Here is a 12,457-nt window from a genome sequence, read left to right as displayed (position 1 = left end):
ACCCGGGGGCCGGACGACGGCGGATCGAGTACTCGCCGGACGGGGCACCGGCACCGGTCGCCGGACCGCAAGCGGACTGAAGCGGAGGAATGATGACCACTGTGGTATCACCCGTGACAGGCAGGGCCATCGAACTGGCTTACGTGCCCGACAGGTCGTTCGCTCAGGGGGAGGCCGGACCGGGGCTCGCGATCGAGCCGGTGTCGGCCATCGGGAAGGCGGTCGCCCCGATCGACGGTGTGGTCACCGAGATCGGCCCCTTCATGTACACGGTCGAAGGCGACGACGGCCGCGGCGTCAAGGTCCACCTGGGCATCGGCACCGAACGGCTCACCGGGGACGGCTTCCACACCCTCGTCGCGCGGGGTGCCAGGGTCCGCGCCGGGCAGCCCGTCGTCGGCTGGGACGTCACCGCGGTCGAGGCGGGCGGATGCTGCCCGATGGTGCCCGTGGTGGCGCTCGACGCGGAGGCCCGCAGCCTCAAGGTGAGGGCGGGCGGCAGCGTCGTCTCCGGCGACGCCCTCTACGACTGGTGGTGACACCGGGCGAAGCCGCGGGTCGGCGTCACGGCAGGATGACGCCGACCCGCCTCAATGGACGATCATTCGCCGGAGGACGGGGGTGGCGGAATGGCACGGCGCACGGCGACCGTGGCGGTCGAGACCGGTCTTCAGGCCCGCGCGGCGGTCGAGTTCGCGCGCGTCGCGGGCCGCAGTACCGCCCCGGTGCACATCCGCCGGGCGGGCGGCGAACCGGTCGACGCCAAGAGTCTGCTCCTGGTGATCGCGATGGACGTCAGGACCGGGGAGGACGTGGAACTGGAGGGCGACGACGCCGTCGTCCTCGACGCGCTCGCCGGCGTCCTCGCCCGGCCGTTACCCGCCGCCACCTCCGCCTCGGGTGGCCTGAGGCGCAAACCGGACATAAGGGCGTAATCGAGGCACTTTCACCGGCCTGTGCCCACCCAAGGCACACAACGGGGCGGGTCAGGAGGCGGTCAGGCCGTACCGGGTGAGCAGGTCCAGTGCCGCCCGCGTCGGGTCCGACCGGTACCGGCTGGCGAAGGCGTCGCCCAACCGCCAACCCGCCCGGTGCAGCGACCGCTGCCGCGCCAGGTGCGCGTCCACGCCGTCCGGGTGCACGGCGCAGATCAGCCCGACCGCGTCCTCCCCCCGGCCCGCGCACAGATCCACCGTCCAATGTCCCACCGGATAGCCCTCCGTCACCGCCACGCCCGCCCGGCGCAGTTCGACGGCCAATTCACGCACCCACTCACCCGGTTCGGTCGCCTCCGGTGGCGGCAACGGGCGCTCGGCGTGCGCGAGGAAGTCACCGATCAGGCCGTCCGGCGCGGTCAACGACGTCACCACGTGCAGCCGCCGCCGCGCCCGCGTCACCATCACGTTGAACAGGTTCGGCGAGGCCGCGAACCGTTTCCGCCCGGCGGAGCAGCCGTCCGTGACACCCAGCGACACCACCACCGTGTCCGCCTCGCTGCCCTGGAACGCGTGCACCGTGCCGATCCGCAGCAACCGCCGCGAGATGGTCTCCGGGTAACGCGCCAACAGGTGCCGTTCGACCGCGTCGGCCTGCGCCCGGAACGGCGTGATCACCGCGATGTCCTCTTCGCCGGCCTGGACCGCCTCGTCGACCAGCCGGAGCGTCTCGTCGACCTCGGCGGGCACCGCACCGGACTCCTCCGGTGCCTCGGCGGTCACGCGGTGGACGTCGATCGCGTCGACGTCGTCGTTGCGGGGATGCCGGGTGACCGGTGCGACCCTCCCCTGGTAGAACCGGCGCGCCGGGAAGTCGATCAGGTGCGGGACACTGCGATGGTGCTCGGTGAGCCGGACCGTCGCCGCCGTCGACGCCGCCAGGTCGAAGGCGCTCGACCGCCGCACGTCCAACCGGTCCCGGTCCCCGGTGAGACCGTGCCGGGCGGCGACCACGTCGACCTCCGCGTCGGACACGAAGGACACGAACCGGAGCTGGCGGGGGTCACCGGCGACCACCGCGGTCTTCGCCCGGACCAGGACCGGCGCGGCCCGCAACTGGTCGATGTGCGACGCCTCGTCCATGATCACCAGGTCGAACATCCCGGGGATCGCCGGAAGCACGTCCTCCACGTCCGACACGGTGCCGATCCACAACGGCAACGCCCGCAGCAGGTCAACCGGGTCGATCTCGGTGAGCATGCCGCGCCGCCGTGACCGTCCCGCCCGCATCGCGGCGGTGAGCGCGGTCAGGGCACGGGCGGCGCCGCCGTCCCGGCGTGACGCGGCCCCCGCCCGGTGTCGCAGCCGGTCCCCGATCGCGTGGCGCGCCAGCTCCTCCGCCTCGTGGAGGTCCGTCCAGCGTCCGGTCAGGTCGGTGCCGCTACCCGCGGCGAGCCGGGCCGCGGCGTGGTGGTGCTCGGCGACGGTCGCGGCGGCACGCACCTCCGGCAGTGGCCGGTCCCCGGCGAGCCGTCTCAGCCGCCACCGCCCCCAGCGGGCACGCCAACCCTCGCCGGCCTCGGCGGCCGCGAGGTGCCGGAACACCCTCGACAGGTCGGTGCCGGTGTCACGCAGACGCGGGAAGTCGTTGAGCAGCAGCGTGTCGGCGGGCCGCACCCGGGACGCCAGCGACTCCTGTCGCAGCGCCTCCCGCAGTTCCGCCTCGATGGTGCGCACGTGCCGTTGCGCGGCCTCGGCGCGCAGCTCGTGAACCCGGACCTCCTCGGCGGTGAAGCCGGTCGCCAGGCCGCCCGACAACTCGGTCAGGAACGCGGCGCGTTTCTCGCTGTCCCCGAACAGGACCGGCGTCGGACCCGGCTGCCGGGCCAGCAACCCGGCGAGAACGTCGGCGGCGTGCACCGACTGCGTCGCCAACAGCACCGAGCGGCCCGCGTCGATCGCGTCGAGCGCCACGGCCGCGAGCAGGTGACTCTTCCCGCAGCCGGGCGCCCCCGACACGACGGTCACCGGGCCGTTCCTGGCCCGCAGCAGCGCCAGCCGCTGGTCGGTGTTGAGCGGCAGCGGTGACCACGGCTCGGAGTCGGTCCCCGGTTCCGTGGCCTGCTCCGTCGCGGCGGTCCGGTGCACGGCGCCCAGCGCGGTCTCCGCGACGCCGGGGACGGTCGCCCACCGGCGCAGGTCGTCGGCGACACCGACCCGGTCGGCGTGGCGGGCCAGGAACACGATCGCGTGGGGCACGACCACCAGGGCGTCCTCCACCGGCCCGTCGGCGACCCGTGCCACCGGGAGGCCGGTGGCACGGGCGGCCGTCAACAGTGCGTCCCCTCCGGGTGCGCCCGCCGGTGAGTGGAACACCGCCTCGAGTGTGTCCACGGTGGCCTGGTCGGTGACGGAGGGATGCACGGTGACGTCACCGGCCTCCTCGACCCGGTACCGGTGCCCGATCCGCCGCAAGCGGACCGGCCGGGTCACCAGCGGCAGCATCACCGGGCGGCGACGACCGTCCACGGTGGTGTCTCCGACCACCACGCCCCAACCGTGCCGCAGCAGTCGTTCGTGCCGGTGCAGCTCGTCGAGCGACGCCAACCGGGACGCCTCCATGCCCTGCAACGGCGAGAACAGGCCGATGTGCCACGAGAACGGCGTCCTCTCCGGAACCGCACCGGTGAGGCCGTTGCGGCCCTTGGGGGCCAGATCGGCCAGCGCGAGGAACAACCGTGACACGTCCATGGTGTCGCCGAGCCTATCCGTGCCGCGCGGGGGACGGGTGCCGCGCCGTTCAGGCCGGCAGCAGCGCCGCCGGCAACGGTGCCGAGTGGACGACGGTCAGCCGGGACACGGCGCGGGTGAGCACGACGTACAACCGGCGCAGCCCCATCGGTTCGGCCGCGACGATGTCGGCCGGTTCGGCCACGATCACGTGGTCGAACTCCAGGCCCTTCGCCTCGGTCGCGGGCACGATGCTGAGCCGGTCGTCCTCCCCGAGCGCGTCCCGCAGTCCCGGCACCGCCGCGTCGGCGGCGATCACGGCGACGGAACCCTCGTAGCCGCGCGCCCGGGCGACCGCCTCGGCCAGCGTGGTGTCCGGCGACTCGGTGGGGACGATCTCCAGCAGGCCGTCGGTACGCAGCGACCGGGCGGCGGGCACCTCCACCTTCAGTGACGGCAGCAGCCGGTTCGCCAACGCGATCACGTCGGCGGGTACCCGGAAGCCGGTGGTCAGGGCGACCACGTCGCCGTCGGGTTTCCCGAGGTGACGCAACGACTCGCGCCAGTCGGCGGCCGTCCACGGCGACGTCCCCTGCGCCAGGTCGCCCAACACGGTCAGGGAACCGTGCCGGCTGCGCCTGGCGATGACGCGGCACTGCATGGCGGACAGGTCCTGGGCCTCGTCCACGACGACGTGGCCGAAGCCGGTGGAACGGTCGAGCAGACCGGTGATCTCGTCGATGAGCACCGTGTCGGCGAGGCTGAACCGCGGCGTCTTGGTGCGCGACGCCAACAGTTCCGCCTCCGGCTCGGTGAGGACGCCCTCGCACACCGCCGCGCGGAACTCGGCGTCGGTGTACAGCCTGGTCAGCAGCTTCTTCGCGTCGAGAGCGGGCCAGAAGCGGTCGAGGAAGCCCGTGATGACCTTGTGCCTGCCCATGCGGCGGCCCCACGGTTCGCCGGGGGAGTCGCCGCTGCGGATCTCCACCTGCCGCCGGATGCCCGCCACGACCCGGGCGCGGACGCGTTCCCTGCCCACCGAGTACGGCAGTTCCTCGGCGAGGGTCTCGGTGACGGCGCGGTGCAGGTACTCCTCACCGAGCCGCCACCGCCAGCCGCCCTCGGGGATCATGAGCGAGTCGTCGGGTTCGCCGACGTGCCGCCACACCGCGCGGTGCAGCACCTCGGCCATCCGGGCGTCGTGTTTGACCGATGCGGTCTCGGGCATGTCCGTGCCCCGCACGGGTACCCCGGTGGTGAGTTCGTCCACCGCGACCTGTGTGACGTCCACTTCGCCCAGTGTCGGCAGGACGTTCTGGATGTAGGACATGAACGCCGAGTTCGGGCCGACGATGAGCACCCCGCTGCGGCGGAGTTGTTCCCGGTGCGCGTACAGCAGGTAGGCGGCGCGGTGCAGACCTACGGCCGTCTTACCGGTGCCGGGCGCGCCCTGCACGCAGATCGTCGTCGCCAGCGGGCTACGGACCAGGTCGTCCTGTTCGGGTTGGATGGTGGCGACGATGTCGCGCATCGGACCGACGCGGGGGCGTTCGATCTCCTCGGCCAGGATGCGGGAGGACTCGCCCAGGTCGACGCCCTCGCCCAGCGGCTCGTCCTCGAAGCCGGTGAGGGTGCCGCCCTGGAATCCGAAGCGGCGCCGCCGCTGCACACCCATCGGGTTGCGGGCGCCGGCCTGGTAGAAGGTGCGCGACAGGGGCGCCCGCCAGTCGAGCACCATGGGATTGCCGGCGGCGTCCACGACGTGGCGTCGTCCTATGTGGAAGTCCTCGTCGTCGAAGAAGAGACGGCCGAAGAACAGCGGTGTGTCGGGACGGTCGGCGAGGTCGGCCAGCCGGAGCATCCGGACCCGGCCGAGCGCCCAGGCGGTGAGCTGGTCGCCCGCGTTGTCGGTGATGGCCTCGGTGCGGGTTCGCATCCGGGCGAGTGCGTCACGGGACGCGGTCAGGTGGTCGTGTTCGGCGCGCAGCGCGGTGTCGGTGGAGGTCTCGGTCATGAATCGGCCTTCTCGCGGAGCAGGAATGCCCACTGCCTCAGGCCCGGCCGTGAGGTCACGTCCGGCGTCGCCCGGCTGGACGGGCCGCGCCGAGGCGTGAGAAACCTTCTGAACCGGCGCGGACGGAAAAGCATACTCCACCGTTCGGGTCGCGACGCCGCGTGTTTTGCTGTCGGCATGAGCAGCGAACAGGACGATCAGAACGAGATCAGGTATTCCGACCCGGAGATGATCCGGGCGTTGGCCCATCCCGCCAGGGTGGCGGTGCTGGACTACCTCTCGGACGCGGGAGAGGCGACCGCCACCGAATGCGCCAAGGTGGCCGGCCTGTCACCGTCGGCGATGAGCTACCACCTCCGGACCCTCGCCAAGGTCGGTCTGGTGGAGGACGCCGAGGGGCGCGGCGACGGCCGGGAACGGGTCTGGCGGCGGAAGGTCGGCGGCTTCTCGGTCGGCGTGGAGTACGACGCGCCGGAGAGCGAGAAGCTGGTCGGCCGCGCGATGATCGAGGCGTTCCAGGCCGACTCGGACGCGAAGATGCGGCGGTGGCTCGACGCGGCGTCCGAGGAGCCCCGCGAGTGGTACGACACCATGACGTTCTCACAGGTCTCCTTGAAGTTGACCGTCGAGGAGGTCGAGGAGTTCAAGAAGGGGCTCATGGCGTTGATGGAACCCTTCGGGGGGCGGGCGCGTCCGGAGGCTCCGGAGGGGGCCAGGCGGATGGCGTTCCACTTCCGGCTCTTTCCCGAAGTGTGAGCGGCGTCTCGGCGAGTTGTGAAAATTCTGTTTGACATCTCGGCGGTACGTCGCTAACTTTGAAGCATGTCTTTCACAGTTTTGGCGACCCGTTGGTCCGACGTCTACATCTCCGCGGCGAGCCGGTTCCTCGCCGGCGCCGCAATGTTCACCACCTCGGTGACACTGGTCCTCCACCTCCAGACCTCCGGCCTCGGCGGCCTCGCCGTCGCGGCGCTCACCCTGGCGTCGACCCTGCCGCTGGTCCTGCTGTCCCCCATCACCGGCAGGATGGCCGACCGGTTCGACAGCCGCCGGTTGATCCTGCTCAGCGGTGCGGTCCAGGCCGGAGCCACCTTCGCGATGGTCTTCACGAACCACCTCGTCGCACTGTTGGCACTGTCGATGCTGGTCGCGTGCGGGACGGCGCTGTTGCAACCGGTCATGGGCGCGCTGCTCCCGACCATGGCGACCAAGGACGACCTGCCCAAGGCGGCGGCGGTCGGACAGACCGGCGCCCTGGTCGGGATGATGGCCGGACCCGCGCTCGCCGGCGTACTCGTCGGTGAACTGGGACCCGAGACCACCCTGCTCGCCGCCGCCGCGATGTCGGTGCTGCGTACGGTCGCCAGCCTGAACATCCGGACCCGGCGCGGCGGAAACGCCCCGGCCACCGCGACCGGGACCACCCCTGCAACCGCCACCTGGCGGCTCCGCGACGACCGGCTCGTCGCCACCATGATCATCGGGCTCGCCGCGGTCGTCGGAGTGCTGTCGGCCGCCAACGTCACCGAGGTGTTCCTCGTCCGGGAGTCCTTCGGCGCCAGCGAGACCCTTTACGGGATCATCAACGCCACCTGGATGGCGGGCATGGCGGTCGGCGCGTGGCTGTTCGCCATGGTCATCTCGCGGACCCGCCACGACGGACAACTCGCCTACCTGCTGTTCGGGCTGCTCGGCGCCAGCTCACTCGTGATGTTCGCCGGCGGCGCCCTGACCTCCATCACCATGGTGGTGCCGCTGTTCCTGATCGGCGGTGCCGCGAACGCCGGCGAGAACAGCGTCGTCGCGGTGACCATGGCCCGCCGCGTGCCGCTGGAGCAGCAGGGCCGAGCGATCGCCAAGGAGAGCGGCATCGTCAACGGCACCACCATGGTCGGCTTCGTCGGCGGCGGCCTCGCGCTCGAATACCTCGACCCCCGCACCATCTTCATGGCGCTGGGAATCGGTGGACTCGTCGCCGTCATCGCCTGCCTGACCCCGGTCATCCGGGCCGGTCGGGCGGTGGGCGCGGAGACGTCGGTCAACACCGTGGCCGGGGCCGCGACCTCGGGCGACAGCGCCCCGGCCGCGACCGGATCCCGGCCCGCCACCGATCCCACCCCCGAACCGGTCACCGTCTGACCGGTCCACCCGGCCCCGAAACTCCGGCACCCGGTGCATCCGCCCGCACCGGGTGCCGGTTCGTGCGCGGTTAGGCGTGTCGTGGCCTACCCGTTCGGGGCGGTGATGGAAGGGAGGCACGGCGTCGCTCGGCGGACGTCCTCTTCAGTCCACAACGGATTTTCCACATCGGGCCGGTCGTCCACAACCCCGGCCCGTCGCGCTCGACCGGACCACGTGTCCCGCCATAGGCTCGACGCCATGGGGTGGAGGAGTGGCGGCCCCCGAGGGCGGCGGCCCGGTCACTCCACGGGCCACGCCGCCATCGCGATGTCGGCGATCGCCTCGAGTTCCTCACGGGTGGCGCCGTCGCGGGCCTGGACCGACATGCCCTGCATGATCGCGCCGAAGTACCGGGCCAGCGCCGCCGGGTCGGCGGATTCGGGGAGTGTTCCACGCCGCCGCGCCTGCGCAAGGTAGTCGCGGACGAGCCCGAGGCTGGTCGCCCGGCGGGCCGCGACCTGCCCGGCGACGGCGTCGTGTTGTGGACCCACGGTGAGGGCCGCGGTGGAGATCATGCAGCCGGCGGGCTGGTCGGGGGAGGTGTATTCGGCGGCGGCGGTGGACAACAGCCGTCGCAGCCCCTCCGGCCCGGGCGGTTCGGCCCGCATCGCGTCGACGGGCGAGCCGTGGCGGCCCTGGTAGTGGTCGAGGCAGGCCCGGTACAGCCCCTCCTTCGAGCCGAACGAGTGGTAGATGCTCGGCGGGCTGAGACGGGTGGCCTCCTGTAGCGCGGTGAGGCTGGCGCCCTCGTAGCCGTCCTCCCAGAACACCCGCATCGCGTTCTCGAGCACCTCTGCCTGGTCGAAGCCCTTCGGCCGACCCCGCCCGCTCCGCTTTTTCATAGTGGCTACTATACAAATCAATTCTTTAGTGAACACTACAGAAAGGGGTCGGACATGACCCGCACGGCACTGGTCACCGGTGGGACCAAGGGGATCGGACGCGCCATCGCGATCGGCCTCGCAGAAGACGGCTTCGGCGTGATCGGCCTCCACTACGGCACCGACGCCGCGGCCGCCGCAGAGACGGCGGACGAGGTGAAGGCCCGGGGCGCCGTACCGGTACCGCTGCGCGCCGACTTCGCCGACGACCCGGTCGGCGCGGTCGGCCGCATGTCCGACGAGTTCCTGACGGAGGTGGAACGCCACACCGGCGACCGGACCGTCGACGTCCTGGTGAACAACGCCGGAATCTCGATACCGCAACGACTGGGCGAGATCGACGAAGCCACCTACCGGCGCGACGTCGAGGTGAACCTGACCGCACCGCTGTTCCTCACCCAGCGCCTCGCGGACTCGCTGCGCGACGGCGGGCGCGTCGTCAACGTCACCACCGGCTTCACCCGTATCGCGGCCCCCACCCACCCGGTGTACTCCGCGACGAAGGCCGCGCTGAACGCACTCACCCTGGCGCTGGCACCCGAGTTCGGGCCGCGCGGCATCACCGTCAACGCCGTCATGCCGGGCGTCACGGACACGCCCATGAACGCCGGCTGGTTGAGCGACCCCGGCAAGGCGACGGAAGCCGCCGCCCTCTCGGTGTTCGGCCGGATCGGTCGACCCGAGGAGGTGGCCGCCCTGGTGCGGTACCTGGCCTCACCACAGTCGGGTTGGACCACCGGGCAGGTGATCGACGTCTCCGGAGGAAGCGCGATCTGAGCCCGGCCATGCCGCGTCACATCCGGTCCGGTTGCCGACGGGCGGCCCGGAAACAGGCGTAGCGTGCTGGCCATGAGCGATCTCCGCAGGCCCCGGGTCGGGCACATCGAATTCCTCAACTGCATGCCGATCTACTGGGGTCTCATGCGGTCCGGGGCGCTCATCGACGTGGAGCTCACCCGTGACACCCCGGTCGCCCTCAACGACGCGCTCGTCGCGGGCGAACTCGACATCGCGCCGATCAGTCTCGTCGAGTACCTGCGACACGCCGACGACCTCGTCCTGCTGCCCGACGTCGCGGTCGGCAGCGACGGCCCGGTCCTCAGCGTCAACATCGTCCACCCCCGGCCACTGTCTGACATGGACGGTGGCCGGGTCGCGCTCGGCTCCTCGTCGCGTACCGGCGTGCTCCTGGCGCAGATGCTCATATCCGAACGCCTCGGCGTGGACGTGGAGTACGTCCGCACCGAGCCCGACGTGCCCAGGATGCTCCGCAACGCCGACGCGGCCGTCGTCATCGGCGACGTCGCACTGCGCGCCAAGTACGAGGCCCCGAAACAGGGCCTGACGGTCACCGACCTCGGCACCGCGTGGCGGGACTGGACCGGCCTGCCGATGGTGTTCGCGGTGTGGGCGGTGCGACGCGAGTACGCCGAACGCCACCCGGGCGTGGTCAAGGACGTCCACCAGGCGTTCACCCGTTCCCTCGCGTTGTGCCGGGACGAACTCGACGAGGCGGCCGCCGCGGCATCCCGGTGGGAACCCTTCGACGCCGCCACCCTGGCCGGCTACTTCCGCGCACTCGACTTCTCGCTGGGCGAGCGGCAGTTGACCGGGCTGCGCGCCTTCGCCGCCAAGGCCGCCGAACGGGGTGAGGTCCCGCCACTGCCCGCCGACGGCCCGCTGCTCTTCCAGCCCTGAAGCCGGAAACCCGTACTCACCGGCGCCTCGGCGACGACCGTCGATTCAGGATCGATCGGTCGAGCCGGCGCCGCAACCGCTGTCCACACTCATGCGTCTAATGGGTACGCCGGGCGGCTCCGCCCGGTCCGGCTTCCATCGCCCTTTCAACCCGGAAGACACTCATGCGTTTCACCCCGCGCGGCCGTAAACCGGTCGCCACGGCCGCGGCCGCCCTCCTCACGGGACTGGCACTGGCCGCTTTCACCCCCACCACAGCCCACGCCGACGAGACCCTCGACGCGAGTCTGGCCTTCCACGACGTGGTGGTGACTCCAGGTGCTGAACGGGAATACCTGTACCTGGAATTGCACTCCGAACCTGCTGACCTCGACATCTGGGCCGGATACGAACTGACCGTCGACTTCTCCGAGATCGCAGGCTGGGCGACCCTTGGGATGCAGGAGGGCAACCCCGACTGCTCGGTCGAGGGTGCGGTCTTCACCTGTGCCGGCCGTGCCTTCATCAGTGGCGGCGAGAGTCATATCGAGTCGTTCAAGATCACCGTGCCCGAGTCGGCGACCCCGGTGCAACAGGGAAGCATCCACTTCACGTATTCCCTTGAGGGATACGAAATGCTCACATACGAGAGCAGCGTCACGCTGGCCCACCCGACCGACCTGGTCGGCGGCGAGTATGACGGCCTCGAGGTGGCGTACGGTTCGACGTTCGATGGTGCGATGACGGTTACCAACACCGGGGACACGCCTGTCGAAGGCGTCACCGTCCTGATAGACACCGCACGATTCACCGAAGTCGTGGATGTGCCCTCCAACTGCTCGGCACCACACAAGCGATACACGTACTGCTTCTTCGACGAGATGCTGCAACCGGGTGCCACCTACAAGATCGAGGGAATCTCGATCGCGGTGACCGACGACGCGGTGGCGCCGGGGCGGGGATACCTCTCCCACCAATGGCACACCAACGCGGACTTCGCCGTACTGCCGTACCAGCCCGATCTGGGAGAACCGGGTACGGCCGCCCCGGCCACCCTTGTGGAGCAGGCGGGACTCCGAAGCTCCGCGCACAGTGATACCGACCCTGAGAACAACTACGGTGGTGGTTGGCTGGCGATCACCGGGGACAACCCGTTGGACGCGGAGATCGCCGAAACGGCTGTCGTCGGTTCGATCGGCGACGAGGTGGAGGCCGTCGTCGAGGTCACCAACGTGAGCAACGCCTCGTTCAAGAACGATCTCAGCGGTGATGACGTTTTCGCAGTCCGGATCGAGATCCCTGAAGGGACCACCGCGGTCGCGGTACCCGAGTCCTGTTTCGTCGAACTGGACGAATGGGAATGGGAGTACGGAGTTCCCGGCTATGACGAGTACGAGTGCAACACGGACATGGTGCTGACGCCGGGCGGCAAGTTCGAGTATCCGTTCACGCTTCGGATCGATGAGGACGTGACCGACTCGGCCGGTGACCTTGAGATCTTCAAGCAGGACGGTGGTGGTGAACTGATCGATTTGGATCACAACGCCGCCAACAACTCCGCGAAGCTGGTCGTCAACCCGACCGACGCCCCCGGCGACGGGTCGTTGCCGGTGACTGGTGTGGCGTTGTCGTGGTGGATCGGTGGCGGTGCGGTCGTCCTGGTCGCCGGTGTCGTCGGTGTGGTGCTGATGCGTCGCCGGGCGGCCGTCGCCACCTGGTAGTCCGCGTTCTTCTCCGCCTTGGGTGGTCGTAGGCCCGGAATCACGCCCGGTTTTGCACCGGATGTCTGATTCGCATCGGCCTGCGGCCACCCAAGGCGCCTTTCGGGGCTGCGCGGATGATCGGTAAAGGGTCCATAACGAAGGCGGCGTCTCGGCAACCGGTCGCCGAGAGTGCGCGTGATCTCGGTACGTCGGGCCTGCCCGCCCGATCCGGCGCCTCGTATGCCCCTTCACACGGAAGTAATCAATGCGTTCTTCGCTGCGCGGTCGTAAACCGGCCGTACGGGCGGCGGTCGCCGCCGCCATCACGGGACTGGC

The 12,457-nt window shown here is 70.5% G+C and carries 10 protein-coding genes; 7 read left to right on the top strand and 3 right to left on the bottom strand.

The window, feature by feature from the left end:
- The first annotated feature begins 92 nt into the window (after positions 1–92).
- Complete coding sequence (locus LX16_RS19210; RefSeq protein ID WP_147141053.1) at positions 93–539, top strand: PTS sugar transporter subunit IIA; 447 nt, start codon at positions 93–95, stop codon at positions 537–539.
- Positions 540–629: 90 nt separating this feature from the next.
- Entirely contained in the window at positions 630–935 is a 306-nt protein-coding gene (locus LX16_RS19205; protein ID WP_147141051.1) for an HPr family phosphocarrier protein, read from the top strand.
- A 51-nt stretch (positions 936–986) separates the two neighbouring features.
- Here LX16_RS19205 and LX16_RS19200 read toward each other — a convergent pair whose 3' ends face one another.
- Both LX16_RS19200 and LX16_RS19195 read right to left on the bottom strand, forming a co-directional pair.
- Positions 987–3,686 (bottom strand): DEAD/DEAH box helicase, encoded by a 2,700-nt coding sequence (locus LX16_RS19200; RefSeq protein ID WP_147141049.1) that lies wholly within the window; start codon positions 3,684–3,686, stop codon positions 987–989.
- A 49-nt stretch (positions 3,687–3,735) separates the two neighbouring features.
- Positions 3,736–5,679: a HelD family protein gene (locus LX16_RS19195; protein WP_147141046.1), complete on the bottom strand. Its 1,944-nt coding sequence runs from the start codon at positions 5,677–5,679 to the stop codon at positions 3,736–3,738.
- 177 nt (positions 5,680–5,856) lie between these two features.
- Between LX16_RS19195 and LX16_RS19190 the strand changes: the two genes are divergently transcribed.
- Complete coding sequence (locus LX16_RS19190) at positions 5,857–6,435, top strand: ArsR family transcriptional regulator (RefSeq protein ID WP_147141045.1); 579 nt, start codon at positions 5,857–5,859, stop codon at positions 6,433–6,435.
- Positions 6,436–6,501: 66 nt separating this feature from the next.
- Positions 6,502–7,818, top strand: coding sequence for an MFS transporter (locus LX16_RS19185; RefSeq protein ID WP_147141042.1), 1,317 nt, complete (start codon positions 6,502–6,504; stop codon positions 7,816–7,818).
- Positions 7,819–8,099: 281 nt separating this feature from the next.
- Here the strand turns inward: LX16_RS19185 and LX16_RS19180 are convergent, their stop codons facing one another.
- Positions 8,100–8,702 (bottom strand): TetR/AcrR family transcriptional regulator, encoded by a 603-nt coding sequence (locus LX16_RS19180; protein ID WP_147141041.1) that lies wholly within the window; start codon positions 8,700–8,702, stop codon positions 8,100–8,102.
- Between the two features lie 54 nt (positions 8,703–8,756).
- Between LX16_RS19180 and LX16_RS19175 the strand changes: the two genes are divergently transcribed.
- The 3 genes from LX16_RS19175 to LX16_RS19165 all read left to right on the top strand — a co-directional run bounded on the left by LX16_RS19175 (position 8,757) and on the right by LX16_RS19165 (position 12,139).
- Positions 8,757–9,518 carry an SDR family NAD(P)-dependent oxidoreductase gene (locus LX16_RS19175; protein ID WP_147141039.1) on the top strand — a complete coding sequence of 254 codons (762 nt, stop codon included), beginning with the start codon at positions 8,757–8,759 and terminating at the stop codon, positions 9,516–9,518.
- A 72-nt stretch (positions 9,519–9,590) separates the two neighbouring features.
- Positions 9,591–10,439 (top strand): menaquinone biosynthetic enzyme MqnA/MqnD family protein, encoded by an 849-nt coding sequence (locus LX16_RS19170; protein WP_147141037.1) that lies wholly within the window; start codon positions 9,591–9,593, stop codon positions 10,437–10,439.
- Positions 10,440–10,603: 164 nt separating this feature from the next.
- Positions 10,604–12,139: a hypothetical protein gene (locus LX16_RS19165; protein WP_147141035.1), complete on the top strand. Its 1,536-nt coding sequence runs from the start codon at positions 10,604–10,606 to the stop codon at positions 12,137–12,139.
- The last annotated feature ends 318 nt before the right edge of the window (positions 12,140–12,457 follow it).

It is taken from the genome of Stackebrandtia albiflava, assembly GCF_007994225.1.
GTDB classification, from domain to species: domain Bacteria; phylum Actinomycetota; class Actinomycetes; order Mycobacteriales; family Micromonosporaceae; genus Stackebrandtia; species Stackebrandtia albiflava.
Note: the sequence above shows the minus strand (reverse complement) of the source record. Positions and strands in the feature narration are given on the sequence as shown.